Origin of the sequence: Ralstonia sp. GX3-BWBA (genome assembly GCF_003290055.1) — a bacterium.
GTDB classification, from domain to species: Bacteria; Pseudomonadota; Gammaproteobacteria; order Burkholderiales; family Burkholderiaceae; genus Ralstonia; species Ralstonia holmesii.
On sequence record NZ_QMKS01000001.1, the window covers coordinates 63,583 to 87,747 of the forward strand.

General features: G+C 62.5%; 26 protein-coding genes and 1 tRNA gene. 19 read left to right on the plus strand and 8 right to left on the minus strand.

Annotated features, from left to right (window positions below; all coding sequences use genetic code 11):
• Window positions 1-4: 4 nt before the first annotated feature.
• The 9 genes from hisH (at window position 5) to tatC (ending at window position 5,212) form a co-directional block, all read left to right on the plus strand.
• Window positions 5-658: an imidazole glycerol phosphate synthase subunit HisH gene (gene hisH / locus DOD19_RS00375; protein ID WP_024977835.1), complete on the plus strand. Its 654-nt coding sequence runs from the start codon at window positions 5-7 to the stop codon at window positions 656-658.
• 76 nt (window positions 659-734) lie between these two features.
• Window positions 735-1,478 (plus strand): 1-(5-phosphoribosyl)-5-[(5-phosphoribosylamino)methylideneamino]imidazole-4-carboxamide isomerase, encoded by a 744-nt coding sequence (hisA, locus tag DOD19_RS00380; protein ID WP_024977834.1) that lies wholly within the window; start codon window positions 735-737, stop codon window positions 1,476-1,478.
• A gap of 47 nt (window positions 1,479-1,525) precedes the next feature.
• Window positions 1,526-2,302, plus strand: coding sequence for an imidazole glycerol phosphate synthase subunit HisF (gene hisF, locus DOD19_RS00385; protein ID WP_037032054.1), 777 nt, complete (start codon window positions 1,526-1,528; stop codon window positions 2,300-2,302).
• The gene (gene hisI / locus DOD19_RS00390) at window positions 2,299-2,721 is read left to right on the plus strand and encodes a phosphoribosyl-AMP cyclohydrolase (RefSeq protein WP_024977832.1); all 423 of its coding nucleotides are present in this window, start codon (window positions 2,299-2,301) and stop codon (window positions 2,719-2,721) included. Before hisF ends, hisI begins: the two co-directional genes overlap by 4 nt.
• The gene (locus DOD19_RS00395) at window positions 2,714-3,088 is read left to right on the plus strand and encodes a phosphoribosyl-ATP diphosphatase (protein ID WP_024977831.1); all 375 of its coding nucleotides are present in this window, start codon (window positions 2,714-2,716) and stop codon (window positions 3,086-3,088) included. Before hisI ends, DOD19_RS00395 begins: the two co-directional genes overlap by 8 nt.
• Before the next feature lie 31 nt (window positions 3,089-3,119).
• Window positions 3,120-3,494, plus strand: a complete 375-nt coding sequence (locus tag DOD19_RS00400; protein WP_024977830.1) for a membrane protein — start codon at window positions 3,120-3,122, stop codon at window positions 3,492-3,494.
• Window positions 3,495-3,556: 62 nt separating this feature from the next.
• On the plus strand, window positions 3,557-3,814 hold the full coding sequence (gene tatA, locus DOD19_RS00405) for a Sec-independent protein translocase subunit TatA (protein ID WP_009241947.1): 258 nt from the start codon (window positions 3,557-3,559) through the stop codon (window positions 3,812-3,814).
• A 20-nt stretch (window positions 3,815-3,834) separates the two neighbouring features.
• Window positions 3,835-4,347 carry a Sec-independent protein translocase protein TatB gene (tatB, locus tag DOD19_RS00410; protein WP_024977829.1) on the plus strand — a complete coding sequence of 171 codons (513 nt, stop codon included), beginning with the start codon at window positions 3,835-3,837 and terminating at the stop codon, window positions 4,345-4,347.
• Between the two features lie 61 nt (window positions 4,348-4,408).
• Window positions 4,409-5,212 carry a twin-arginine translocase subunit TatC gene (gene tatC / locus DOD19_RS00415; protein ID WP_024977828.1) on the plus strand — a complete coding sequence of 268 codons (804 nt, stop codon included), beginning with the start codon at window positions 4,409-4,411 and terminating at the stop codon, window positions 5,210-5,212.
• Between the two features lie 85 nt (window positions 5,213-5,297).
• On the opposite strand, the gene DOD19_RS00420 is transcribed toward tatC, so the two are convergent.
• From DOD19_RS00420 to DOD19_RS00440, 5 genes are all read right to left on the minus strand, one after another.
• Window positions 5,298-6,383, minus strand: coding sequence for an ABC transporter ATP-binding protein (locus tag DOD19_RS00420; protein WP_112183465.1), 1,086 nt, complete (start codon window positions 6,381-6,383; stop codon window positions 5,298-5,300).
• Window positions 6,376-8,187, minus strand: coding sequence for an iron ABC transporter permease (locus DOD19_RS00425; RefSeq protein WP_112183467.1), 1,812 nt, complete (start codon window positions 8,185-8,187; stop codon window positions 6,376-6,378). Before DOD19_RS00425 ends, DOD19_RS00420 begins: the two co-directional genes overlap by 8 nt.
• An 87-nt stretch (window positions 8,188-8,274) precedes the next feature.
• Window positions 8,275-9,381: an ABC transporter substrate-binding protein gene (locus tag DOD19_RS00430; RefSeq protein WP_112183469.1), complete on the minus strand. Its 1,107-nt coding sequence runs from the start codon at window positions 9,379-9,381 to the stop codon at window positions 8,275-8,277.
• Window positions 9,382-9,503: 122 nt separating this feature from the next.
• Window positions 9,504-11,033 carry a sensor histidine kinase gene (locus DOD19_RS00435; RefSeq protein ID WP_112183471.1) on the minus strand — a complete coding sequence of 510 codons (1,530 nt, stop codon included), beginning with the start codon at window positions 11,031-11,033 and terminating at the stop codon, window positions 9,504-9,506.
• Window positions 11,030-11,731, minus strand: a complete 702-nt coding sequence (locus DOD19_RS00440) for a response regulator (RefSeq protein WP_112183473.1) — start codon at window positions 11,729-11,731, stop codon at window positions 11,030-11,032. Before DOD19_RS00440 ends, DOD19_RS00435 begins: the two co-directional genes overlap by 4 nt.
• A gap of 107 nt (window positions 11,732-11,838) precedes the next feature.
• On the opposite strand from DOD19_RS00440, the gene DOD19_RS00445 reads away from it, so the two are divergent.
• Complete coding sequence (locus tag DOD19_RS00445; protein ID WP_112183475.1) at window positions 11,839-12,978, plus strand: extracellular solute-binding protein; 1,140 nt, start codon at window positions 11,839-11,841, stop codon at window positions 12,976-12,978.
• Between the two features lie 333 nt (window positions 12,979-13,311).
• Window positions 13,312-14,418: a porin gene (locus DOD19_RS00450; RefSeq protein WP_024977821.1), complete on the plus strand. Its 1,107-nt coding sequence runs from the start codon at window positions 13,312-13,314 to the stop codon at window positions 14,416-14,418.
• A 429-nt stretch (window positions 14,419-14,847) separates the two neighbouring features.
• Here the strand turns inward: DOD19_RS00450 and DOD19_RS00455 are convergent, their stop codons facing one another.
• Window positions 14,848-16,062 carry a Do family serine endopeptidase gene (locus DOD19_RS00455; RefSeq protein ID WP_024977820.1) on the minus strand — a complete coding sequence of 405 codons (1,215 nt, stop codon included), beginning with the start codon at window positions 16,060-16,062 and terminating at the stop codon, window positions 14,848-14,850.
• 19 nt (window positions 16,063-16,081) lie between these two features.
• Here DOD19_RS00455 and DOD19_RS00460 point away from each other — a divergent pair, with 19 nt between their 5' ends.
• Window positions 16,082-16,828 (plus strand): Nif3-like dinuclear metal center hexameric protein, encoded by a 747-nt coding sequence (locus DOD19_RS00460; RefSeq protein WP_112183477.1) that lies wholly within the window; start codon window positions 16,082-16,084, stop codon window positions 16,826-16,828.
• Between the two features lie 12 nt (window positions 16,829-16,840).
• On the opposite strand, the gene mscL is transcribed toward DOD19_RS00460, so the two are convergent.
• Window positions 16,841-17,269: a large conductance mechanosensitive channel protein MscL gene (gene mscL, locus DOD19_RS00465; protein ID WP_024977818.1), complete on the minus strand. Its 429-nt coding sequence runs from the start codon at window positions 17,267-17,269 to the stop codon at window positions 16,841-16,843.
• 245 nt (window positions 17,270-17,514) lie between these two features.
• On the opposite strand from mscL, the gene petA reads away from it, so the two are divergent.
• The 6 genes from petA (at window position 17,515) to DOD19_RS00495 (ending at window position 21,742) form a co-directional block, all read left to right on the plus strand.
• Entirely contained in the window at window positions 17,515-18,123 is a 609-nt protein-coding gene (gene petA, locus DOD19_RS00470) for a ubiquinol-cytochrome c reductase iron-sulfur subunit (RefSeq protein WP_024977817.1), read from the plus strand.
• Complete coding sequence (locus tag DOD19_RS00475; RefSeq protein ID WP_024977816.1) at window positions 18,123-19,526, plus strand: cytochrome bc complex cytochrome b subunit; 1,404 nt, start codon at window positions 18,123-18,125, stop codon at window positions 19,524-19,526. The genes petA and DOD19_RS00475 overlap by 1 nt, the downstream gene beginning before the upstream one ends.
• Before the next feature lie 37 nt (window positions 19,527-19,563).
• On the plus strand, window positions 19,564-20,307 hold the full coding sequence (locus DOD19_RS00480; RefSeq protein WP_112183479.1) for a cytochrome c1: 744 nt from the start codon (window positions 19,564-19,566) through the stop codon (window positions 20,305-20,307).
• 150 nt (window positions 20,308-20,457) lie between these two features.
• Window positions 20,458-21,069: a glutathione S-transferase N-terminal domain-containing protein gene (locus DOD19_RS00485; RefSeq protein WP_004634649.1), complete on the plus strand. Its 612-nt coding sequence runs from the start codon at window positions 20,458-20,460 to the stop codon at window positions 21,067-21,069.
• Window positions 21,070-21,139: 70 nt separating this feature from the next.
• Entirely contained in the window at window positions 21,140-21,637 is a 498-nt protein-coding gene (locus DOD19_RS00490; RefSeq protein ID WP_024977814.1) for a ClpXP protease specificity-enhancing factor, read from the plus strand.
• 29 nt (window positions 21,638-21,666) lie between these two features.
• A tRNA-Thr gene (locus DOD19_RS00495) sits at window positions 21,667-21,742 on the plus strand.
• A 71-nt stretch (window positions 21,743-21,813) separates the two neighbouring features.
• On the opposite strand, the gene DOD19_RS00500 is transcribed toward DOD19_RS00495, so the two are convergent.
• Window positions 21,814-22,038: a hypothetical protein gene (locus DOD19_RS00500; RefSeq protein WP_239497943.1), complete on the minus strand. Its 225-nt coding sequence runs from the start codon at window positions 22,036-22,038 to the stop codon at window positions 21,814-21,816.
• 573 nt (window positions 22,039-22,611) lie between these two features.
• Here DOD19_RS00500 and DOD19_RS00505 point away from each other — a divergent pair.
• Window positions 22,612-24,024: a carbohydrate porin gene (locus DOD19_RS00505; protein ID WP_112183483.1), complete on the plus strand. Its 1,413-nt coding sequence runs from the start codon at window positions 22,612-22,614 to the stop codon at window positions 24,022-24,024.
• Window positions 24,025-24,165: the final 141 nt, after the last annotated feature.

Sequence of the window (24,165 nt, forward strand, 5' to 3'; positions counted from 1 at the left end):
AGTCATGACTAAGATCGCAATCGTCGATTACGGTATGGGCAATCTGCGCTCGGTAGCGCAAGCCTTGATGGCCGTCGCTCCAGAGGCCGATGTGCGCATCAGTGCGCAAGCGGATGAAATTCGTTCGGCCGACCGCGTGGTGCTGCCGGGGCAGGGCGCCATGCCCGACTGCATGGCCGCGTTCGACCAGTCCGGCCTGCGCGACGCTGTGCTGGAGGCATCGCGCAGCAAGCCGATGCTCGGCGTATGCGTGGGCGAGCAGATGTTGCTCGAGCGCAGCACAGAGGCACGCCTCGGGCAGCAGTACACCGAAGGGTTGGGCCTCATCAAAGGCGATGTGGTCCGCTTTGACCTTGACGGCCAGTTGCAGCCGGACGGTTCACGGTACAAAGTGCCTCAGATGGGCTGGAACCGCGTGCACCAGAGTCGTGCCCACGCCCTCTGGGAAGGTGTGGCGGATCAGAGCTACTTCTATTTCGTGCACAGCTACTACGCCCGGCCTGCCAACGCCGACGAATCGGTCGGAGAGACCGAATACGGCGTGCGGTTTACCTCCGCCATCGCCCGGGATAATATTTTTGCAACACAGTTTCACCCGGAAAAAAGTGCGCAAGCGGGCCTGCAGATCTACCGGAACTTCGTGCACTGGAATCCGTGATGCCCGCCGTGGCGTCGCAATCGAATCCATTTTTCGCCCTTTTTAATCTTTTCCCCTCAACTCTGTCGTCACGCTTATGTTGCTCATCCCGGCCATCGACCTGAAGGACGGTCAGTGTGTGCGCCTCAAACAAGGCGATATGGATCAAGCCACCGTATTCTCGGAAGACCCTGCCGCCATGGCGCGGCATTGGGTCGAGCAGGGTGCGCGCCGCTTGCACCTTGTCGATCTGAATGGCGCTTTCGCGGGCAAGCCGCGTAACGAGGCGGCCGTCAAGGCCATCCTCGCCGAGGTGGGCGATGAGATTCCCGTGCAACTCGGCGGGGGCATCCGCGATCTGGGCACCATCGAGCGCTGGCTCGACGATGGCTTGTCGTACGTGATCATCGGCACGGCGGCGGTCAAGGACCCGGGCTTTCTGCGGGACGCATGCACGGCGTTCGGTGGTCACATCATCGTCGGGCTCGATGCCAAGGACGGCAAGGTGGCGACCGACGGCTGGAGCAAGCTCTCCGGCCACGAAGTCGCTGACCTCGCCAAGAAGTACGAAGACTACGGCGTCGAAGGCATCATCTACACCGATATCGGCCGCGACGGCATGCTGCAGGGCATCAACATCGATGCCACCGTCAAGCTGGCGCAGTCGGTGAAGATTCCGGTCATTGCCAGTGGCGGCCTGTCGAACCTGAAGGACATCGACCATCTTTGCGCGGTCGAAGAATATGGCGTGGAAGGCGTGATCTGTGGTCGCGCGATCTACTCCGGCGACCTGAACTTCAAGGAAGCGCAAGCCCTCGCGGACAAACTCGGCGCGGCCTGATCGTTGATCCAGCCGTGCACAACGGGCGCTCCGGCGCCCGACTCATCATGCTAGCCAAACGAATCATCCCCTGCCTGGACGTGACCAACGGCCGGGTGGTCAAGGGCGTCAATTTCGTCGAATTGCGCGACGCGGGCGACCCCGTCGAAATCGCACGCCGCTACGACGAGCAGGGCGCCGACGAAATCACCTTCCTCGACATCACGGCCACGTCGGACGGGCGTGACCTGATGCTGGGCATCATCGAAGCGGTGGCTTCGCAGGTGTTCATTCCGCTGACGGTGGGCGGCGGTGTGCGCGCGTTGGAAGACGTCCGCCGGCTGCTCAATGCCGGTGCGGACAAGATCAGCATGAACTCGTCGGCGGTGTCGAATCCGCAGCTGGTTTCGGACGCCAGCGCCCGCCATGGCGCACAGTGCATTGTCGTGGCTATTGACGCCAAGAAAGTGTCGGGCGAAGGCGAGGCACCGCGCTGGGAAGTCTTTACGCACGGCGGCCGCAAAGGCACAGGCCTGGACGCCGTGGCATGGGCACGTGAAATGGCGCAGCGTGGCGCGGGCGAAATCCTGCTCACCAGCATGGACCGGGACGGCACCAAGGCCGGCTTCGATCTGGAACTCACGCGCGCCGTGTCGGACGCAGTGCCGGTGCCGGTCATCGCCTCAGGTGGCGTCGGCAACCTGCAGCATCTGGCAGACGGCATCCAGCAAGGTCACGCCGATGCGGTATTGGCTGCCAGCATCTTCCATTACGGCGAATACACCGTCGGCCAGGCCAAGCAATTCATGGCAGAGCAGGGCATTCCAGTACGGATCGGACTATGAGCAAGAAGTGGCTGAACAAGGTCCACTGGGACGACAACGGATTGGTACCGGTGATCGTGCAGGAGCAGGGCAGCAATGACGTCCTGATGTTCGCCTTCATGAACCGTGAGGCACTGCAGAAGACCGTGGAAACCGGCGAGGCCGTGTTCTGGTCGCGCTCGCGCAAGCGCCTGTGGCACAAGGGCGAGGAGTCCGGCCACATCCAGAAGGTGCACGAAATCCGCCTCGACTGCGACGAAGACGTAGTCTTGCTCCGCGTCACACAAATCGGCGGCATCGCCTGCCATACTGGCCGCCACGCGTGCTTTTTCCAGAAGTTCGAAGGCAATGTGGAGGACGGCGATTGGCATACCGTCGAGCCCGTGCTCAAGGACCCCGACGATATCTACGCCGGCAAGCCCGGCCACAATCATGAGTGACACCCTGCGCCGCCTGGGCGAGGTGCTCGAATCCCGCAAGCTCGCCAACGGCGGCGACCCGGAAAAGAGCTACATCGCCCGCCTGTTCAACAAGGGCGACGATGCCATCCTCAAGAAGATCGGCGAAGAGGCCACCGAGACGGTCATGGCCGCCAAGGACGCCCGCGCCGCAGGCATGACCGACGAGGCGCGCAGCAAGGTCGTCTACGAAGTGGCCGATCTGTGGTTCCACACCATGGTGTTGCTGTCGCACTTCAACCTCACGCCGGATGACGTCGTCAGTGAGCTGGCGCGCCGCGAAGGGCTTTCCGGTCTGGAAGAGAAGGCGCTGCGCAAGTCGCAGGCGCGCGACGCGGCGGGTGACTGACTATGGTGACGAATCGTCGCAGGGGGGCAGCGTGGACAAATACGGAGCAGCAGTGGCGGTGACGGATGACGCGGAGCGCTTGGCAGGGCTGCGTCGCCTGACGCATATTCTGTATGCGCTCTACGCCATTTTTTGGCTGACCGGCGGTATCACTGCATTGATTGCCATCATCGTCGGGTATGTTAAGCGCGACGATGTGCGGGGCACGCTGTATGAGTCGCACTTCCGTTGGCAAATCCGTTCGTTCTGGTGGTGCGTATTGTGGGGTGTGATCGGCGTGCTGCTCATTCCCGTGGCCTTCATCGGCTTTGCCGTCTTGTGGGCTCTGGGCATCTGGATGCTGTATCGTATTGTGAAAGGTTGGCTGTATCTGAATGACAGCAAGCCGATGTACGCAAATCCGTAAAATCAACCAATGGCGTCGCCACCGTTGCGACGCCACCAGCCGCATTTACGTGGGAGTAGGACATGGGTTCCTTTAGCATTTGGCACTGGCTGATCGTGCTGGTCATCATCATGATGGTCTTCGGCACAAAGAAGCTGCGCAACATCGGTTCGGATCTGGGCAGCGCCGTGAAGGGCTTCAAGGACGGCATGCGCGAAGGGCAGGAAGACAAGCCCGCGGGTTCGCAACAACCGCAACAGACCGCCGGCCAGCCGCCGCGCGAGCTGCACGATTCGACGACGATCGACGTCGAAGCGCGCGACAAGTCCAAGCAAGGCTGAACACCGACGCGCGCTGACCGATGATCGATCTCGGCATTTCCAAGCTGGCGCTGATTGGCATGGTGGCGCTCGTCGTCATCGGGCCGGAGCGTCTGCCCAAAGTGGCGCGCACCGCTGGCGCCTTGCTTGGCCGCGCACAGCGCTACATCGCCGACGTGAAGGCTGAGGTCAGCCGTGAAATCGAGCTTGAGGAGCTGCGCAAGATGCGCACCGACTTCGAGCAGGCCGCGCGCAATGTCGAGCAGACCATCCACCAGGAGGTCAGCAAGCACACGACCGAGATCAACGAACGCCTGAACGAGGCGCTTGGTGATCCCGCGCAAACGGCGACCTCCGCCCCGGACTGGCGCCCGGCACCGGGCAAGTCGCGCAACGGCCGCAACAGCTGGCGCAACAAGCAGCTCTCGATGCCCAGGTGGTACCGCCAGAAGCAGGGCGTACGCATGTGGGCGCAATCGGGCGCGGCACGCGTCAAGCGTCATCGTCCGCCCATCGTTGCCGCACAGTCGCGTGCGCGCTCCTTCTTCGAATGATCTTCCGGGCGCGAGCCGTGTCTGCGGTGCCGCGTCCTGACTTCCCTCTTTCCCACCCGACATGAGTGCCGCTCCGCTCGATCCGCAAGAGTCGCCCGAGGACGGCGCGCAGGAAACCTTCATCTCGCATCTGGTCGAACTGCGCGAGCGCATCGTCAAGGCGGGTGCCGGCGTGCTGCTGGTCTTTCTGGGCTTGGTCTACTGGGCTCCGGATATCTTCAATCTGTTCTCTCGACCACTGATCCAGGCGTTGCCCAAGAATGGCCACATGATCGTGACGGATGTCACCGGCTCGTTCTTCGTGCCGATGAAGGTGACGCTGCTGGCCGCCTTCCTCATCGCCCTGCCCTGGGTGCTGTACCAAATCTGGCGCTTTGTGGCGCCGGGGCTATATACGCACGAGAAGCGGATGATCATGCCGCTGGTGGTGAGCACCTATGTGCTGTTCCTGTGCGGTGTGGCATTTGCATATTTCCTGGTCTTCCCAACGGTGTTCAAGGTGATGGCGCACTACAACGCGCCGCTGGGCGCCGAGATGTCGACCGACATCGACAAGTATCTGAGCTTTGCGATGACCACGTTCCTCGCCTTCGGCATCACCTTCGAGGTGCCGGTGGTCGTGATGGTGCTCGTGCGCTTTGGCATCGTGAGTCTGGAGAAGCTGCGGCAGGCGCGGCCGTACGTGGTGGTGGGTGCGTTCGTGATTGCTGCGGTGGTGACGCCGCCTGACGTGATGTCCCAGTTGCTCCTGGCGGTGCCGCTGTGGCTGCTGTATGAGCTGGGGCTGATCCTGGCGGCAATCTTTATCCGTAAGACCACGGCTCCGGAGAACAATCCAGAGCACTTGCCGGTGGTAAAAGACTGACGGGCCGACCCGGCATCAGCCAAAGAAAAAGGCAGCCGAGGCTGCCTTTTTTGTTGCCGATGAATCCGCTGTTGCGGCTGTTGCCTTAAGCGGCGTACAGCCAAAACTGTTCGCGCGGGAAGGTCAGTGCGTACTTGCCGTCGCTCGGGGCGCTGGCGGAGTAGGCGCGCAGGCCTGTGCCGGTCGCACCGCTGTCGTCGGTGGCACGGAACAGGCATTCCCAGCGGTCGCCCAGATACATGCGCGTTGCGAGCGGCAGGTGGATTGTGTTGTCAGCGTTGTCGACGCCCACGCGCACCTGTTCGAGGCGGATCACGCCGTGCGCTGATGCACCGGGCTTCAAATCACCGCGCGCCACCCCCCACAGCGACCAGCCGCCAGTGTCGTCCACCAGGCGGGCCATGCCGTCACGCACTTCGGCGATCTTGCCGTTGATGCGGTTGTTGCTGCCCATGAACTCGGCGGTGAAGAGCGTTTCGGGCGCGCCGTACATTTGCTCGGGCGTGCCCTGCTGTTCGATCACGCCGTTGTTCAGCAGCAGGATGCGATCGGACATGGCCATCGCTTCGCTCTGGTCGTGCGTGACCATCAGGGCCGAAAGGCCCAGGCGCACGATCAGCTCGCGCAGGAAGGCGCGGGCTTCTTCGCGCAGCTTGGCGTCGAGGTTCGAGAGCGGCTCGTCGAGCAGGATCACAGGTGGGTTGTAGACCAGCGCGCGGGCGATGGCCACGCGCTGCTGCTGGCCGCCGGAGAGCTGGCTCGGGAAACGCTCGCCCAGATGGCCGAGGCCCAGTTGCTGCAGCACCGCCTGCACGCGCTCCTTGATCTGCGCGGCAGGTGTCTTGCGCAGCTTGAGCGGGTAGGCGACGTTCTCGGCCACGGTCTTGTGCGGCCACAGCGCGTACGACTGGAACACCAGGCCCAGGTTGCGCCCTTCGGCCGGCACGTCGAGTTTCTTGGCGCCGTCGAACATGACCCGATCGCCGATCTGGACGGTGCCCTGGCTGGCCTGTTCGAGGCCGGCGACAGCACGCAGCAGCGTGGTCTTGCCCGAACCCGACGGGCCCAGCAGCGAGACGACCTCGCCCTTCTGCAGCTGCATCGAGACACCCTTGAGAACCGGGTTGTTGCCGTATTGCAAGTGCAGGTCGTTGACAGTGAGTTCAATCATGGAGCTTCACTCCGAAACGCAGTGCGATGCCGAGGCCGACGGCCACCAGCACGATATTGACGAAGGACAGCGCGGCAACGATATCGATGGCGCCGCCCGCCCACAGGGAAACCAGCATCGAGCCGATCGTCTCGGTGCCCGGCGACAGCAGGTACACACCGGTCGAATACTCGCGCTCGAAAATCAGGAAGATCAGCAGCCAAGCGCCGAGCAGGCCGTAGCGCGTGAGCGGCACGGTCACGTCGCGCGTGGTGCGGGCACGGGTGGCGCCCACCGAGCGTGCGGCTTCTTCCAGCTCCGGACCGACTTGCAGCAGCGCGGCCGAGATCAACCGCAGGCCATAGGCCAGCCACACCACCGTGTAAGCGATCCACACGCTGAAGATCGTGCTGCGCAGGTCGCGCAGGCTCGGCACGACGTTCTCGATGATCCAGTTGGCGAAGGGCAGGCCGCTGTCGGTCAGGCCGGTCTCGATCCAGTTGGGCACGAACAGGAACACCCACAGGAACGCCAGACCCGCCAGCAGACCCGGAATGGCGCGAGGCACCAGCACGCTGTAATCGAGAAAGCGCGTCCAGCCATCCGGCTTGCGGTGCATGGCCAGACCGATGCACGTGTAGCAGCCCACGGCCAGCGCGCCGCCGATCACGCCGATCAGCACTGTGTTGACCATCGCCCGCAGGAACTGCGGCTGCTCGAAGATCTGCTGGAACGCCGTGGTCGAGAATGCCTCGACCAGCGACACGCCTTCACCCCAGTTCGACACGAAGGCGCGCAACGCGATACCCGAGAGCGGCACCACCACCGTTACGAAAAACCACAGCACCACAACCGCCCACGCCGGCCAGCGCCAGTTGCCCAGCGGCAACGGACGGCTGCGCGTGACCTTGCCCTTGACCGTGACGAAGCGGTTGGCCGACTTCAGCATGTAGCGTTGCAGCAGCACCAGCGGGAACGTCACCATCACGAGGCAGACCGCCACGGCCGCCATCAGGTGATATGCCGGCGTGCCGAGCTTGTTCGTCAGCTTGTACAGATAGGTCGCTAGCACGAGGTGGCCTTCCGGATCACCCAGCACGAGCACCAGGCCGAACACCTCGAAGCCCAGGAATGTCACCAGCACGGCTGCGTACAGCAGGGCAGGGCGCACCATCGGCAGGCTCACATTGAGTGCCACCGACAGCGGCGAAGCCCCCGCGATACGAGCGGCTTCTTCCACGTCCGAACCGAGGCTGCGCAGCGCCGACGAGACATACAGATACACGTGAGGCACGTGCGTCAGGCCGGCAATGATGATGATGCTTGTGAACGAATACACGTTCCACGGTGCACCGCCAAACACGCTCTTGAACCACACAGTGTAGAAGCCTACCGGGCCGGCGGACACCACGTAGCCGAACGCCAGCACCATCGGCGAGACGAACACCGGAATCATCAGCAGCGGTTCGAGAACGCGGCGGCCGGGCAAGTCCGAACGCACCATCAGGAACGCCAGGATGCCGCCCAGCGGTACCGAGATCACCGCCAGACCGAAAGCGAGCGCGGTGGATTTCTCAAAGGCCTGCCAGAAATCCGAATCCGTAAAGATGAAGCGATACGCATCCAGCCCCGCCAGCGCGTCGGGCATGAAGAACGGCGCGGACAGAAAGCTCTGGTAGAAGATCAGCGCCAGCGGCGTGAAAATCGCCAGCGCGGTAAGCAGAATGACCACGCCGCGCGGCAAAGCCTGTCCCACACGCGTCCAGGGCGAGCGCTTGAGGGTGACTTGGCGAGCGGCGGCACGGTCTTGCGCTAGAGAACGCATGGTGCCTCCAGGAGGAGCCGGCGCCAGATACGGATGGCGCCGGCAGGTCGGTCAGATGAGAAGGGTGCCGGAGATCAGCGGATCAGATCAACGGCCGGCGGCGGTGCGCCATTGCTTGATGAAGTCCAGGCGCTTCTTGGGTTCCAGGAACGCCAGGATGGATTCGTCAACCGGAATCGGCTTGATGCTGCTGCCGAGAATCTTCTTCAGGCCGGCGGCGGTGGCTTCGCCCGTCACGTCTTCACGCAACGAGTGCAGATCCGACTTGTTGGCGAGGATTTCCTGGCCGCGCTTGGACAGGATGTAGTCCAGCCACAGCTTGGCCGCGTTCGGGTTCTTCGCCTTCTTGGCGATCATCGCCACGCGCGACACCACCAGCGTGTAGTCCTTCGGATAGACGATGCCGATCGACGGATCCTTCTTGGCGCGTGCAATCGCGTACGAACCGAGGATGTTGTACGCCACCAGGTTTTCACCCGAGGCCACGCGCTCCATCATCGTGCCGGTGGAGGACTGCAGCACCAGGTTCGGGCCCACTGCCTTGACGAAGTCGAAGTACTGCGGCGAATCCAGATTGTCTTGTGCAGCCATCATGAAGCCCACGGCAGACTTCTCGATGTCGTACGTCGTGACCTTGTTCTTGAAGCGCTCGGGTTGGCTGGCGACCAGCTTGGCGAAATCGGCGTGCGTTTGCGGCACTTCCGAATCCTTGATCAGACGCTTGTTGTACAGGAACACGGCCGGCTCATACGTCGTGCCATAGGCGATGCCCTTGTGGACTGCCCACTTCGGCAGGTTCGGCACTTCCGGCGAGTCGTACTTCATCGCGTAGGTCTGCGCGAGCTTGAGCTGCGAGTCCATCGACGAGTTCCACATCATGTCAGCCGAGGCGCCACCGGCAGCCTGCTCGCTGATGAAGCGGTTGTACAGCTCGCTGCTGTTCATGTCGTTGTACTCGACCTTCACACCCGGGTAGAGCGACTCGAAATCCTTGATCAGCGGATCTGCAGCCTTGGTGTCGGTCGTCGCATACACGACTACCTTCCCTTCCTTCTTGGCGGCGGCAATGGTATCTGCATAGCTGGCGGGGTAGCCGGCCGGGACTTGCGCGAAGGCGGCGGCGCTGAGGGTCAGTGCGGCAGCCGCGATCGAAGCGAGAGCGGCGTGCGCAGGCGTAAAGCGTCCACGAAGCATGGGTTTGTCTCCTGTTTGCTTGTGATGGTATGGGGCCGGCTACTTATGGCTTGCTGCGTGTAGCTCGGACGGATGGCCCCAGGTGCGGCGGATTATAGAAATCGCGCGCTTTCGTCACGCTTTCATTGCGTCTGCTGCGTCGCAGCATGTTCGGTGGGGGCTGTCGCAGCCGCCAGCGGCACGCGAATCCGCGCCGATAAACCGACGCCACCGTGCTCGTTCGGCTCGCCGTCTGCTAGCTCGATTTGCCCGCCGCTACGCGCGGCATAGGCACGTGCGATGGCCAGACCGAGGCCGGAACCTTCGGCGGCATAGCGGGCGTCTTTGGGCGCGACTTTGGGTTTACCCGAGCGACTCCCGCCCTCGTGCGCACGGCGGAAGCGCTGGAACGCATGTGCGCGCTCGTCAGCGTTCATGCCGGGCCCGGTGTCGTCCACGCAGACCAGGGCGGCATCGCCTTCCGCAGTGGCGCGTACGGTGATGCGTCCGCCGGCCGGCGTGTAGCGGATGGCGTTGTGCACGAGGTTGGAGAGCGCCTCGCGCAGGAAGGCCGGGTAGCCGATGACGGGCAGCGTCATGGCGAGGCCGCCGTCATCCCACCCGAGGTCCTGCTGTTTTTCGCGCGCCAGCGGCAGTGCGTCGACCACCACGTCGCGTGCCAATTCACCAAAGTCGAAGATTTCGGCCGGCGCATCCTGTCCCGCATGTCGTGCGCGCGCAAGAGCGAGCAATTGCGTGGTCAGCCGGTTCGTCGACTGCAGGCGCGCGATGATGGCGGACAGGCTTTCGCGCACGCGCGCCGGGTCGGTTTCGCGCAGCGCGTATTCGGCTTGCGTGAGCAGTACGGCCAGCGGCGTGCGCAACTGGTGCGACGCATCGGCAAGGAACTGGCTTTGCGCCTCCGCAAGTTCGGCGTAGCGATGAATGTGGTGGTTGATCGCGTTGACCAGCGGACGCACCTCGGCGGGCACGTCCGTGGCGTCGAGCGGCCGCAGGTCATCCGACGCGCGCACGCCGATGCTGCGTGCCAGGCGATTGAGCGGGCGCAGCGCGACAGTCACGCCGAGCCACAACAGCGCGGCGCTCACCGCCACCAGCGCCGCATCGCGCAGCAGCGTACCGCGCCACACCGCCTGTTGCAGCGCGCGCCGCGTCTCGATGGTTTCCGCCACCTGAATGACGATGCGCGCCGGCAGCCCGGGCTGATACAGCGGCTTGGCCACGGCGGCCACGCGTACGGGCTCGTCGTGGTACATCGCGTCGTAGAAGAGCGGGCTGTCGTTTTCCAGCCGTGTGACGGGCAGTGGCAGATCGTCGTAGCCCGTCAGCGCCGCTTCAGGCGCCTTGCCGGGCAAGGGCTCGAAAGCGACGCGGTAATAGACATTGCTCTGGGCGGTCGATTCGAACATGGACAGCGCCACATACGGCACGTTGACCTGGACCTGCCCGCGCTCGATCGTCACGCCGTTCTCGATGGCGCGCACCGAGCCGAGCAGGGCGCGGTCGTACGCGCGATCGGTCGCGCTACGCAGCGCCTGGTACGCCGAGACGATGTCGATGGCTAGCACACCCACCAGCCCTGGCAGCAGCAACCAGAGCAGCGTGAGTTTCAGGCTGCGCGGCAGCCGAAGCCAGGCGAGCCGCTGCATCATGCGCTGCTATCGCCGGCGGTAGGCGCTTCACCATCGCCGGCTTCAAGCATGTAGCCTAGCCCGCGTACGGTGACGATCTGCACGCCCATGCCCGCCAGCTTCTTGCGCAGGCGGTGCACAACCACCTCGACTGCGTCTGGGCTGGAATCGCTGTCCAGGTTGAAGACCTTGTCGAACAGATGCACCTTGCTGATCGGCTGGCCGGTCTTGTGCAGCAGCGCCGACAGCGCGGCGTGCTCACGCGGCGTGAGCGACAGTGGCTCGCCGGACAGCAGGAATGCCTTGCGTCCGGTGTCGAACTCCAGCGGCCCGCAACGCAGACGCGGGAACGCCCGGCCGCGGCTGCGGCGGATAAGCGCCATCAACCGCGCTTCCAGCTCGGACAACGCGAACGGCTTGGTGAGGAAATCGTCCGCGCCGGCATTGAGCCCGCGCACGCGCTCGTCCAGCGCGCCCTGCGCGGTGAGGATCAATACCGGCGTGCGGTCGTCGCGCGCGCGCATGTCGGCCAGCACGGCAAAGCCATCCTTGCGCGGCAAGCGCAGATCCAGCACCACCGCGTCAAATTCTCCAGAGCCGAGGAAGGCTTCCGCGATGACGCCATCGGCCGCGCGCTCGATCACGAAGCCGCTTTGCGCCAGCGCGCGCGCCAGCCATGCGGCCAATTCTTCCTCATCCTCCACCAGCAAAATCCGCATCGGGTGTCTCTCAATATCGTTCTGGCTACATTTTCATGATAATGCGTGGCGCCCGCATCCCCATCACACCGTCCACCTGATGCGGCTCCAGTTGAGCTTCAACCGGCATGTCGTCCATCCCCAATTCCCGTCGCCGCTGGCTTCAGACCGCCACATTGCTGGCTGCAAGCGGCGTCGTCGCGCGCGGGGCGCACGCGCAGTGGCTGGCCCGTCCGGCGCCGGAGCTGCCTTCGTACTACCCGCGCGATTACGGCGCGATGATCGACGCCGCGCGCCGCGAAGGCCGTGTCACGGTGTATTCCACGACGGATTTCTCAGCGGCGTACCCGCTTATCCGCGCCTTCGAAACGCGCTACCCCGGCATCACCGTCGACTACCGCGAGCAGAACAGCGACGACATTTACCGCCGCTTCCTCGCTGAATTCGCCGCCAAGTCGCCGGGCGCCGATGTGGTCTGGAGTTCGGCCATGCCCGAGCAGTTCAAGCTGGTGAACGACGGCCACGCACTCTCGTACGCATCGCCCGAACGGCCCTACCTGCCGTCGTGGGCCATCTGGAAGAACGAGGCGTACGGGACGAGCTACGAGCCGGTCGTCTTCGTCTACAACACGCGCCAGCTGCCGGCGGAGTTGATTCCTTCGACCCATGCCGATTTCGCCCGCATTCTGAATGGCCATCGTGACTTGCTGCGCGGTCGCGTCGCCTCGTACGACATCGAGCACTCCGGCTCGGCCTTCCTCTTCGCCGCCGAAGACGCGCGCACCACGCCGGTGTTCTGGGATGTTGCCAAGGCATTAGGTGGCGTCAACGTCAATCTGTACATCACCACGGCCGCGATGCTGGAGCGCGTCGCATCGGGCGAAAGCCTGCTCGCCTACAACGTGATCGGCTCGTACGCCGCGCGCTACGCCGATCGCAACCCGGCGCTCGCCATCAAGATGCCGACCGACTACACGCTGGTGGCTACGCGCGTTGCCTTCATCGCGCGGCGTGCTGCCCGCCCGAACGCCGCGCGCCTCTGGCTCGACTTCATGCTCTCGCGTGATGGCCAGAGCGTGATGGCAGACCGCGCGCTCTTGTTTTCGCTGCGCCAGGACGTTGAGACTGGGCTCACCGCCAAGCGCCTGCTCGCCGAACTTGGAAACACGCATCGACCCATTCCCGTCGGCCCGGGTTTACTCGCCCATCAAGATCAGCTCCGCCGTGCCGATTTCTTAAAGCGATGGCACGCCGCACTCGGTCGATAAAAAGAGAATAAAGAAGCACTTATTGCCGTAACGTGGTGCGAAGGCGACAATTCAGAGCTGTCGCCGACCGCCAAATTTGCTGCACAGGAAGGGGGTGACAATCGCCCGCCAACCCCTGTGCCACCGCGCAAAAAGCGGGTCGCGCCCCCCTCTCCACGAGGCTTGGCGCGTGTTGCCCATGAGCAACAACTTGGCCGCAAATCGCGGCCCAGAGCCAGAAAGGGTTTCCGGAATCAGTCAACGCTGGCACATAATGCGGTCAGACGTGAGGTATCTGCGTCGTCCATAAGGACAGTCAAGATTTCCCAATCAGTTGACAAGGAAAGTGTCGATATGAAGATGAAACTGTTTGCAGCTGCTGTTGCAGCTCTGGCCGCCAGTGGCGCCTATGCACAATCCTCCGTGACCCTGTACGGCGTGGTCGACGCTGGTCTGACCTACGCAAACAAGGTGCCGGGCGCTACCGCTGGCAGCAGCGGCTCGCGTTTTGGCCTGGATTCGGGCGGCCTGTCGGGCTCGCGTTGGGGCCTGCGTGGTGTTGAAGACCTGGGCGGTGGCCTGAAGGGTATCTTCAACCTGGAAAGCGGCTTCAACCTGGACACGGGTACGTCGGCTCAAGGTGGCCGTCTGTTCGGTCGTAACGCCTACGTCGGTCTGCAAGGCCAGTGGGGTCAACTGACCCTGGGTCGTCAGCAAAACCTGCTGTACGACTTCTCGCTGATGTATGACCCGATGGCAATCGCCACGCGTTACTCGCTGGCCTCGCAAGACGCGTTCTTCGCTGGTCGTGCTGACAACGCCGTCAAGTACGTCGGCACGTTCGGTGGCCTGAGCGTCTCCGGTCTGTACTCGTTCAACTACAACGGCAACGAAGTGGCTGGCAGCAACAAGACCGGCCGCGAGTGGAGCCTGGGTGCTAACTACGCTGGCGGCCCGCTGGGTATCGGCGCAGTGTACGACCAGACCAACTCGACGACCGTTGGTAGCGACAACCGCGAACAACGCGCCACGATCGCTGGTACGTACGCTTTCGGCCCGGCCAAGCTGTACGCTGGCTACCGTTGGTACAAGGCTAACTACGCAACTGTTGCTGGCAACGGCAACCTGCGTTCGAACCTGTACTGGGCTGGCCTGGGTTACCAAGCTACTCCGGCTCTGTCGCTGACGGGCACGGCTTACTACCAACAGTTCAAGAACAGCGGTACGGGCAACCCGTGGCTGTTCGTGGTCGGTACCGACTACGCTCTGTCGAAGCGCACCGACGCCTACTTCAACGTGGCCTATGCTAAGAACAGCGGCGGCTCGGGTCTGGGCGTGATGGGTCTGAACGACACTGGCTACGCTGGCACGACGCTGACGGGCGGCAACCAAGTGTTCTCGGGTCCGAACAACAGCAACAACCAGTTCGGCGCTACCGTCGGCCTGCGTCACAAGTTCTAATTTGACGCGCTCGTAAGAGCGCATCGAATTAAACGGTTAAACGCCGATTCCGAAAGGGATCGGCGTTTTTCTTTGTGCGAGCGATTCGCAGTGCACCTCCATGGCTGAAACGCTGCCAAGGGTGGCCTAGCTGGTGTGCAAGCTTCAGTTGATGGTGGAGGAGTGCAGGCAAGCGACAGCGGGGCGTCTCGCCTGCTGCTTTGCGACGGCATACGCCCCGGGGGGGGCGCAGCAGAGCGGAACAAAGGCAACTCGTATCAACGCAGCAGCGCAGTGGTTGGTACGTCGGATCGCTCGTTGCGTTGAGCGGGCGCGGCGGCGTCAAGGCGGCTCTCGGCCCACCAACGTGCTGGCTTGATGCTCAAGCGTGCGAGCATAAAAAAACGGCGGCACATATGGCCGCCGTTAGTGTGTTCCGACACCTGCCGCTTACTGTTGTTCTTCGTCGTCCTGCGAGGGCATCGGTACGTTGCGACGCGTCGGCGGCGGGCGCTTGCCGACGACGATAGTCAGTTCCACCGCCTTGCCTTTGCGCGATACCGTTACTTTGGCTTCCGCACCCGGTTGAAGCTGAGCGATGCTGTTGAGCAGCGCCGTCGTATCCAGGATCGGCCCACCGTTGACACTGGTGAGAATGTCTCCCGGGCGCAGGCCCGCCTTGTCTGCGGGGCCACCTTGAACCACGGCGGCAATCAGCGCGCCATCCTTGCGCGACAAGCCAAATGACTCTGCAATTTCCGGCGTCACATCCTGCGGCTCAACACCGATCCAGCCGCGCACCACGCTACCGGTCGAGATAATGGATTCCATCACCTGCTTGGCCAGCGATACCGGAATCGCGAAGCCGATGCCTAGCGAGCCACCTGAGCGCGAGTAGATCGCCGTGTTGATCCCAAGGAGGTTGCCGTCGGCATCGACCAGCGCGCCGCCTGAGTTACCTGGGTTGATCGCAGCGTCGGTCTGGATAAAGTTTTCGAAGGTGTTGATGCCCAAGTGGCTGCGGCCCAAGGCAGAGACAATGCCCATCGTGACCGTCTGGCCCACGCCGAACGGGTTGCCGATGGCAAGCACCACATCACCGACGCGCACGTTCTCCAGCCGGCCCAGCGTGATGGCGGGCAGATTCGGCAGGTTGATCTTGAGGACGGCCAGGTCGGTTTCGGGATCGGAGCCGACCACCTTGGCGTTGGCCTTGCGGCCGTCGGTCAGGGCGACTTCGATCTCGTCGGCGCCGTCCACCACGTGGTGGTTCGTTAGAATGTAGCCTTCCGAGCTGACGATCACGCCCGAGCCAAGACTGGCCGTGGGTTCCTGGCGTTGTTCCGGGGCGCGGTCTCCGAAGAAGAAGCGAAACCACGGATCTGCGCTGGCCTGCGGGTTATTGCCGCGCTTCGGCGCGTTCTTGCTACTGAAGATGTTGACCACCGCAGGCATGGCGACCTTGGCGGCCTCCGCGTAGGAGTTGCTCGAGGTGCCGCCGTGGCCGAGCGGAGCGACTTCCTTAAGCGCAACAATTGGCGAGCCGGATTGCACTGCCACCTTGCCGCGCTGCAGCCAATCAGGCTTGAGCGTGGCGATCACAAACCAGACGGCCAGGACGACCGTGACGGCTTGCGCGAAAAACAGCCAAAAGCGGCGCAACATAGAGCGAAATTGAGTCCAAATGGATCGAAAAGAACTTGAATTGTACTTGAACGACCTGTTACAGGCGGCCCGTTTTCGGGACTATTGCCCCAATGGTCTGCAGGTACAAGGGCGCGACACCATTACGCATATCGTGACGGGGGTGACCGCCAGCCTGGCGCTGATCCAAGTCGCCATCGAAGCCCGTGCCGACGCCGTCCTCGTGCATCACGGTTATTTCTGGAAGGGCGAGGACGGCCGTGTCGTGGGGCAGAAGCATGCGCGCCTGAAGCAACTTCTGGCGCACGATCTCAACCTGTTCGCGTATCACCTGCCGCTCGATGCGCATCCTGAACTGGGCAACAACGCGCAGCTGGGTGCGTTGCTGGGCATCTCGCCCCAGGGCCGGTTCGGCGACGATGAACTTGGCTGGATTGGTACGCTTGCCGAAGTGACCACGCTGGGCGCTTTCGCGCAGACGGTGTCGGCCAAGCTGAATCGGGCGCCCCTCGTGATCGGCGAGGAGGGTCGTCCGGTGCGCACAATCGGTTGGTGCACGGGGGGTGCCCAAGGCTGGTTTGATGCTGCCGTGGCCGCCGGTGTGGACGTGTATCTGAGCGGTGAGGCGTCGGAGCAGACCACGCATCTGGCGCGCGAATCGGGTGTTGCCTATATCGGTGCGGGCCACCACGCCACCGAGCGTGGCGGCGTTCGGGCGCTCGGCAATCACCTGGCCGAGCGCTTCGGCGTGCGTCACACCTTCATCGATATCCCGAATCCGGTGTGATTCGACGTCCGATTACGGCTTGGTCTTCAGGCTGTCGCGAATCTCGCGCAGTAGCAGGATGTTTTCCGGCGTTTCAGCGGGTGCTGCCGGCGGGTTGGCGTCGATCATGCGCGTGATGGCGCGCACCATCAGAAACACGATAAACGCCAGAATCAGAAAATTGACCGCCACGGTGATGAAGTTGCCGTAGGCGAAGACCGGCACGCCAGCCTTCTTCAGATCGGCCAGGGTGTGCGGCACACCCGCGGGCGCCTCTGCCAGTTGGATGAACAGGTTCGAGAAATCCAGCTTGCCAACGATGCGGCCGATCAGCGGCATGATCAGATCATTGACGAGCGAATCGACGATTTTGCCGAACGCCGCACCGATGATCACCCCCACTGCCAGGTCGATCACGTTGCCGCGCATCGCGAATTTCTTGAAGTCTTGCATCAGTGCCATCGGTTTTCTCCGGATTGTTTGATTCGAGACAAACGGTCAAGCTAACGAACGGTTGACCTGAATTGTTGAAAGCGAGGCTGCAAGAGCCATGCCAAAGCCTTGTCAGCATTGGGCTGGCGGGCGATCGGCGTGTTCACTATATCTATAACCGCTGCGCCCCGCGACCGCTATCGTTCGCTCGGTACGCTCGGGTATAATTTTCGGTTGACGCGAATCTATCTTGATTTCTCATCCTGGGGTCTTGAATGAGTGACCAGCAAAACGTGGACAAGGGTCGCCGTAATCTATTGATTGCGACGTCCGTGGCTGGTGGTGTGGGAGGGGTTGCGGTTGCGGCCCCTTTCGTTTGCACATTCGCACCATCTGAAAAAGCCCGTGCAGCGGGCGCGCCCGTAGAGGCCGACGTGAGTGACCTGGCCCCCGGCCAGATGAAGGTGGTGGAATGGCGCGGCAAGCCGGTCTGGCTGCTCAAACGCACGCCCGACATGCTGGAATCGCTCAAGAAGACCGATAACGAAGTCGCCGACCCCAAGTCCGACGTGCCCTTCACCATGAAGACGCCGGACTACTGCAAGAACGAAACCCGCTCCCGTGCCGAGCATAAAGACCTGCTGGTCGTGGTCGGCATCTGCTCGCATCTTGGTTGCTCCCCGTCTGGTCCGTTTCCCGTGGGCGCCAACGTGCAGCTTGCCGGAGACCCCGGCTTCGTCTGCCCGTGTCACGGTTCAACGTTCGACCTGGCTGGCCGCGTGTTCAAGAACAAGCCCGCGCCGCAGAACCTCGACGTTCCGCCGTACATGTTCCTGTCCGACACGAAGCTGGTGATCGGTAAAGACGAGAAAGGAGAGGCTTGATCATGGCCGAGAAGAAGGTGGAGACAACCGGGCTGCTGGGCTGGATCGATGCACGCTTCCCGGCATCCGAGCTGTGGAAGGCGCATCTGTCGGAGTACTACGCGCCGAAGAATTTCAACTTCTGGTATTTCTTCGGATCGCTGGCGCTGCTGGTGCTGGTGATCCAGATCGTCACGGGCATCTTCCTGGTGATGAACTACAAGCCGGACGGCACGCTCAACGCCGCTGGCATCCCCGTCGCCTATGCAAGCGTGGAGTTCATCATGCGCGAGGTGCCGTGGGGCTGGCTGGTGCGATATATGCACTCGACCGGCGCTTCGGCGTTCTTCATCGTCGTGTATATGCACATGTTCCGCGGCATGCTGTACGGCTCGTACCGTAAGCCGCGCGAGCTGGTCTGGATCTTCGGCTGTCTGATCTTCCTGTGCCTGATGGCCGAAGCCTTCATGGGCTATCTGCTGCCATGGGGCCAGATGTCGTACTGGGGCGCGCAGGTGATCGTGAACCTGTTCTCCGCCATCCCGCTGATCGGCCCGGACCTGTCGCTGTGGATTCGCGGTGACTACGTTGTATCGGACGCGACGCTGAACCGCTTCTTCTCATTCCACGTCATCGCGGTGCCGCTGGTGCTGCTGGGCTTGGTGGTGGCGCACATCATCGCGCTGCACGAAGTGGGCTCGAACAACCCGGACGGCGTTGAGATCAAGGCCAAGAAGGACGAGCGCGGCATTCCGCTGGACGGCATTCCGTTCCACCCGTATTACTCGGTGCATGACATCGTCGGTGTGGCGGTCTTCCTGTTCATCTTCAGCGCGATCGTGTTCTTCGCGCCGGAAATGGGCGGTTACTTCCTGGAAGCCAACAACTTCATCCCGGCAGATTCGCTGAAGACGCCGCTGCACATTGCGCCGGTCTGGTACTTCACGCCGTTCTACTCGATGCTGCGCGCGACCACGTCGGATTTCCTGCCGTGGCTGTGGGGCTTCATCGCGATCATGCTGGGTCTGCTGTTCGCTCGTACGAAGAGCATGAATGTCAAAGTGGTAGCTGTGGCTGTGGCCGTGATCCTGGCACTGGGCTTCAAGTTCATCGATGCGAAGTTCTGGGGCGTGGTCGTGATGGGCGGTTCGGTGGTGATCTTCTTCTTCCTGCCGTGGCTTGACCACTCGCCGGTCAAGTCGATCCGCTATCGCCCGGGCTTCCACAAGACTTTGCTGATCCTCTTCGTGATCGCCTTTGCGGTGCTGGGCTACCTGGGTATTCAGCCGCCAAGCCCGGTCGGTTCGATCATCTCGCAGATCGGCACCATTCTGTACTTCGCGTTCTTCCTCGCGATGCCGATCTGGAGCCAGATCGGGACGTTCAAGCCAGTGCCTGAGCGCGTCACGTTCACGCCGCACTGATTCGAGCCGAGCACAAGGACCCATGAAGGACACAAGAATGAAAAAGCTGCTTGCGATTTTCGCCTTGGCCGGTCTCGTGTTTGCCGCGCCCGTGATGGCCAATGAGGGCGGCGTGCCGCTCGATCCGGCGCCCAACCAGTCCAGCGACACGTCCGCGCTGCAGCGCGGCGCCAAGCTGTTCGTCAACTACTGCCTGAACTGCCACGGCGCCAGCGCGATGCGCTACAACCGCCTGCGCGACATCGGTTTGAGTGAAGAGCAGATCAAGCAAAACCTGCTGTTCTCGTCAGACAAGGTCGGCGACATGATGCACATCGCCATGGACCGCGAGGACGCGAAGAAGTGGTTTGGTGCCGTACCGCCAGACCTATCGGTGATTGCCCGGGCGCGCGGCAGCGACTGGCTCTACACCTACCTTCGCACGTTCTACCGTGACGACACGCGTCCGACCGGCTGGAACAACCTGGTCTTCGACAAGGTCGGCATGCCGCATGTGCTGTGGGAACTGCAAGGCCAGCAAGTGCCGAAGTATGCCGAAGTGAAGTCCGAGCACGGCGAGGCCGAGAAGAAGCTCGTTGGCCTTGAAGTGACGGTCCCAGGCAAGATGAACAAGGTCGAATATGACCAGGCGGTGGCCGATCTGGTCAGCTATTTGGACTGGATGGCTGAGCCCGCGGGCAACCTGCGCAAGCGCCTCGGCGTCTGGGTATTGTTGTTCATTGGCGTGTTCTTCGTGCTGGCCTGGCGCCTGAATGCGGCCTATTGGAAGGACATCAAGTAAAATCCGTGTTTTCCGGGCAAGGGCTAGGCCGGTGGAGAACTGGCTCTAGCCCTTTGCCTTTTCGCTTTTTGTGCCGTGGCGATGTCATTTGTCGTCACGGCTGTACCGTCATAGGGCCGCCCCCGGCCCATGCGCCAAGGAACTACAACCATGATGGTCTTGTACTCGGGCACCACTTGCCCGTTCTCGCAGCGTTGCCGCCTCGTCCTGTTCGAAAAGGGCATGGATTTCGAGATTCGCGACGTCGATCTCTTCAACAAGCCGGAAGACATCGCGGTGATGAACCCGTACGGCCAGGTGCCCATCCTGGTTGAGCGCGACCTGATTCTGTACGAGTCGAACATCATCAACGAGTACATCGACGAGCGCTTCCCGCACCCGCAACTGATGCCGGCCGATCCGGTGCAGCGCGCCCGCGCCCGCCTGTTCCTGTTCAACTTCGAGAAGGAACTGTTCACGCACGTTTCCGTGCTCGAGAACGAAAAGGGCAAGGCGGCCGAGAAGAATCACGAGAAGGCACGTGCGGCTATCCGTGACCGCCTTACGCAGCTGGCTCCGATCTTCCTGAAGAACAAGTACATGTTGGGCGAAGAGTTCTCGATGCTGGACGTGGCGATTGCACCGCTGCTGTGGCGCCTGGACCACTACGGTATTGAAGTCTCCAAGAATGCGGCCCCGCTGATGAAATACGCTGAGCGTATCTTCAGCCGCCCGGCGTATATTGAAGCGCTGACGCCGTCGGAAAAGGTCATGCGCCGCTGATTGCCGCTGGGTCGGGCCACGCTCAGGTTGAACCTGCGCGGGACCGCGCCCAACGGTCACTGATTTCATCATGTCGGAAACATCCACCAAGCCTTATCTGATCCGTGCCATCTATGAATGGTGCACGGATAACGGCTTCACGCCGTACATCGCTGTCTTCGTCGACAACAGCACCAACGTGCCACGCGAGTTCGTCAAAAACGACGAGATCGTGCTGAACGTGAGCTTTGACGCGACCAGCCAGCTCGACATGGGCAATGAGTGGATCACGTTCCACGCACGCTTCTCGGGCGTCTCGCGCAAGATCGAGGTGCCAATCGAAAACGTGCTTGCGGTGTATGCGCGCGAGAACGGGCAGGGTATGGCATTCCCGGTGGAACGCAGTACACCGACGACGCAGGCTGCAACCGAACGCGAGAACAATCCGCCGCCCAAGCTAGCCGCGGTGGACTCTGAGTCGGTGCCTGCGCCGGTCCCTGTCGAAGCGGAAACCGGCCCGGAAGACGAACCGACACCACCGAATGTGCCGCGCATCGGTGGAAAGCCGGCGCTAAAGGTCGTCAAGTAACGCGTGTTAGGTTAGAATCGCGTTTCTTTGCCGGCTTAGCTCATCTGGTAGAGCAGTTGATTTGTAATCATCAGGTGGCGGGTTCGAGTCCTGCAGCCGGCACCAGCATCACGAAAACGGTCTCCCTTGCGGAGGCCGTTTTCTTTTGTCCGGTGGCCCGTTCAACTTTGCGAGCTTCAACCGCGCCGCACCCAGATTACCTTGCCGCCCTGAATGCCCAGATTGCGGCGCTCTTCTCGGTAGTCCATCGTGCCGGGCAGGGCTTTGCCGTCGCGCTCGCTGATGCGCCAGAGGCAGCCGCTGAGCAAGGAGGCGGCCTCTTGTTCGGATTTGCCGATCAAGGCGTCATCGGAACTGGCGGCTGTCTGGCACGTGGCGGCAGGCGATGTGTGCTCGGCCATCTTGGATTCCCCCGCATTCTTGGTGTGTTCTAAGCCTGCCGTCGAGCAACCGGCCATGCCTGCCATTGCGGCAATCGTGGTGAGCAGCATTGCTAAGCGCGTCATACAACCTCCGTCTGATATCGCTGTGGCGAGCACTCTCACGTGATGCGCTCGATCGCGATTGCAGTGTACCGATACCGACTTGCGAGGCGCCGCACATCGGGTTGTTGCAGCCGTGCAATGGGCTTCGCGACACCTCCAAGAAAACGCTTGCCGCCGTCAACGAGACTTTGTTACTCTGCGCCCCGTCATAGCTACGGAGTGCATCTCCATGGACAGTTGTTCTAGTCGATCCTCGATCGCACATTGAACGGCTAGACAGTCTCGGCGCACCCTCTTCGCGCCTCACCACTGCCTAGCCGTATTGCACGGCGGGTGGTGGCGCTTGCGTAGGTTCTCTGCGCAAGTCACTTCCTGAATTCGATTGTTGTATCCGGCACAGCCGCGTGGCTGCGTGCGTTTGCGCGCGCCATGATGCGGCGTGGCCGGCGTTCGCCTACGCCTGTCAGAGAAACGGGCGGGGGAGGTCTCATGCTGTTTCTTTCGACGCTGGAGTACGTTTGGGTGGCGGTGCGTCCGCTGGTTTGGGTTCGTGTGCTGATGGGCGCGGCGGCCGTTGTGTCGGTGATGTCGATGGCGCATGCGGCGGGTGTACCCCCTTCAGCGGATGACGTTCCACGCATCGCCAGCGGCGAACTGGACGACCGTTTCGGTTTCCATGGCCAAACCACCTATGTGTGGCAACGCAAACCTGCATTCGACGCTGCGTACAGCGGCGGTAACAGCCTCGGCGCCGCGCGCGCAAAAAGCTATTCCTTCACGGCCACGCTCGACCTAGGCATGCGCTTGTGGAAGGGCGCCGAGTTCCATTTCAACCCGGAGGTCGCGCAGGGCGTGGCGTTTTCTGAGCTGCATGGCCTTGGCGGCTTGCCCAACGGGGAGCTGGCCAAGACGGCCGGGACGAATCCCACCCTGTACCGTGCTCGCGCTTTCCTGCGCCAGACGTGGGGTCTGGATGGCGGCACGGAAAAGATCGACGCCGATTTCAACCAGTTCGCCAACGCCGTCGACAAGCGCCGCGTGGTGCTGACTGCCGGCAACTTTGCCGTGCCCGATGTGTTCGATGCGGTGTCCTATGCGCAAGACCCGCGCACGCAGTTCTTGAACTGGTCGTTCATGGCGCATCCGTCGTTCGACTACCCCGCCGATGCGCGTGGCTACAACTGGGGCGTGGCGCTTGAGTACATCGATAGCGAGAACGGTTGGGCCGTGCGCGCAGGCCGTTTCCTGCAGCCGGAGCAATCGAACGGTTTGCCACTCGACACGCGTTTCCTCAAGCACTACGGCGACATCCTCGAGCTGGAGAAGCGCTACACGCTGTTCGGTCAGGAAGGCACGGCGCGGTTGCTCGGTTGGCGCAACCAGGCGCGCATGGGCCGGTTTGACGATGCGATGGCGCTGGGCGCGGTCATTGGTGCAGCGCCCGATGTCGGGCTGGTGCGCAAGGCGCACGCAAAGCTGGGCGTTGGCGTCTCGTTCGAACAGAAAGCCGGCGACAACCTCGGCCTGTTCGCACGCCTGAACTGGTCCGACGACAAGACCGAAACGTACGCCTTTACCGAAGTCGGCCGGAGCGTCTCGTTTGGCGGATTGCTCAAGGGCGCCGCTTGGCAACGTACGAACGATGTGCTGGGCGTGGCCGTCGCGGTGAATATGCTGGGGCCGGATCACCGCGCCTATCTGGCCGCGGGCGGCAGCGGCGCGTTCCTTGGCGATGGCGGCTTGAACTATGGCCCCGAGCGCGTGCTGGAACTGTTCTACAGCTTGCAGATAACCAAGGCTCTGGCGATCAGCCCGGATTTCCAGCTCATTCAGAACCCGGGCTACAACCGCGATCGCGGTCCGGCGAAGTTTGTGGGCGTGCGTGTCCACGCCGAGTTCTAACCGTAGGAGGACCCATATGGACAGTCCGAGTCGACCTTACCGAACGTCTTTTTTCTGCTAGGCGAGTCCGCCGCACGGTTGTTCCCTGCTGCTGACTTGCCGCCCCGGCAAGGCAGCGGTGTCTGCATCGCTCCTTGATCG

What these genes read in the sequence shown, in the direction of transcription:
- DOD19_RS00395 (WP_024977831.1), top strand. Translation starts at nt 2,714, where the DNA reads ATGAGTGACACCCTGCGCCGCCTGGGCGAGGTGCTCGAATCCCGCAAG.
- DOD19_RS00490 (WP_024977814.1), top strand. Translation starts at nt 21,140, where the DNA reads ATGTCGGAAACATCCACCAAGCCTTATCTGATCCGTGCCATCTATGAA.
- DOD19_RS00500 (WP_239497943.1), bottom strand. Translation starts at nt 22,038, where the DNA reads ATGGCCGAGCACACATCGCCTGCCGCCACGTGCCAGACAGCCGCCAGT.
- hisA (WP_024977834.1), top strand. Translation starts at nt 735, where the DNA reads ATGTTGCTCATCCCGGCCATCGACCTGAAGGACGGTCAGTGTGTGCGC.
- DOD19_RS00430 (WP_112183469.1), bottom strand. Translation starts at nt 9,381, where the DNA reads ATGCTTCGTGGACGCTTTACGCCTGCGCACGCCGCTCTCGCTTCGATC.
- DOD19_RS00425 (WP_112183467.1), bottom strand. Translation starts at nt 8,187, where the DNA reads ATGCGTTCTCTAGCGCAAGACCGTGCCGCCGCTCGCCAAGTCACCCTC.
- hisI (WP_024977832.1), top strand. Translation starts at nt 2,299, where the DNA reads ATGAGCAAGAAGTGGCTGAACAAGGTCCACTGGGACGACAACGGATTG.
- mscL (WP_024977818.1), bottom strand. Translation starts at nt 17,269, where the DNA reads ATGGCACTGATGCAAGACTTCAAGAAATTCGCGATGCGCGGCAACGTG.
- DOD19_RS00455 (WP_024977820.1), bottom strand. Translation starts at nt 16,062, where the DNA reads ATGTTGCGCCGCTTTTGGCTGTTTTTCGCGCAAGCCGTCACGGTCGTC.
- petA (WP_024977817.1), top strand. Translation starts at nt 17,515, where the DNA reads ATGAGTGACCAGCAAAACGTGGACAAGGGTCGCCGTAATCTATTGATT.
- DOD19_RS00445 (WP_112183475.1), top strand. Translation starts at nt 11,839, where the DNA reads ATGTCGTCCATCCCCAATTCCCGTCGCCGCTGGCTTCAGACCGCCACA.
- DOD19_RS00460 (WP_112183477.1), top strand. Translation starts at nt 16,082, where the DNA reads ATGGATCGAAAAGAACTTGAATTGTACTTGAACGACCTGTTACAGGCG.
- DOD19_RS00440 (WP_112183473.1), bottom strand. Translation starts at nt 11,731, where the DNA reads ATGCGGATTTTGCTGGTGGAGGATGAGGAAGAATTGGCCGCATGGCTG.
- DOD19_RS00480 (WP_112183479.1), top strand. Translation starts at nt 19,564, where the DNA reads ATGAAAAAGCTGCTTGCGATTTTCGCCTTGGCCGGTCTCGTGTTTGCC.
- DOD19_RS00450 (WP_024977821.1), top strand. Translation starts at nt 13,312, where the DNA reads ATGAAGATGAAACTGTTTGCAGCTGCTGTTGCAGCTCTGGCCGCCAGT.
- tatB (WP_024977829.1), top strand. Translation starts at nt 3,835, where the DNA reads ATGATCGATCTCGGCATTTCCAAGCTGGCGCTGATTGGCATGGTGGCG.
- DOD19_RS00485 (WP_004634649.1), top strand. Translation starts at nt 20,458, where the DNA reads ATGATGGTCTTGTACTCGGGCACCACTTGCCCGTTCTCGCAGCGTTGC.
- hisH (WP_024977835.1), top strand. Translation starts at nt 5, where the DNA reads ATGACTAAGATCGCAATCGTCGATTACGGTATGGGCAATCTGCGCTCG.
- tatC (WP_024977828.1), top strand. Translation starts at nt 4,409, where the DNA reads ATGAGTGCCGCTCCGCTCGATCCGCAAGAGTCGCCCGAGGACGGCGCG.
- DOD19_RS00420 (WP_112183465.1), bottom strand. Translation starts at nt 6,383, where the DNA reads ATGATTGAACTCACTGTCAACGACCTGCACTTGCAATACGGCAACAAC.
- tatA (WP_009241947.1), top strand. Translation starts at nt 3,557, where the DNA reads ATGGGTTCCTTTAGCATTTGGCACTGGCTGATCGTGCTGGTCATCATC.
- hisF (WP_037032054.1), top strand. Translation starts at nt 1,526, where the DNA reads ATGCTAGCCAAACGAATCATCCCCTGCCTGGACGTGACCAACGGCCGG.
- DOD19_RS00435 (WP_112183471.1), bottom strand. Translation starts at nt 11,033, where the DNA reads ATGATGCAGCGGCTCGCCTGGCTTCGGCTGCCGCGCAGCCTGAAACTC.
- DOD19_RS00505 (WP_112183483.1), top strand. Translation starts at nt 22,612, where the DNA reads ATGCTGTTTCTTTCGACGCTGGAGTACGTTTGGGTGGCGGTGCGTCCG.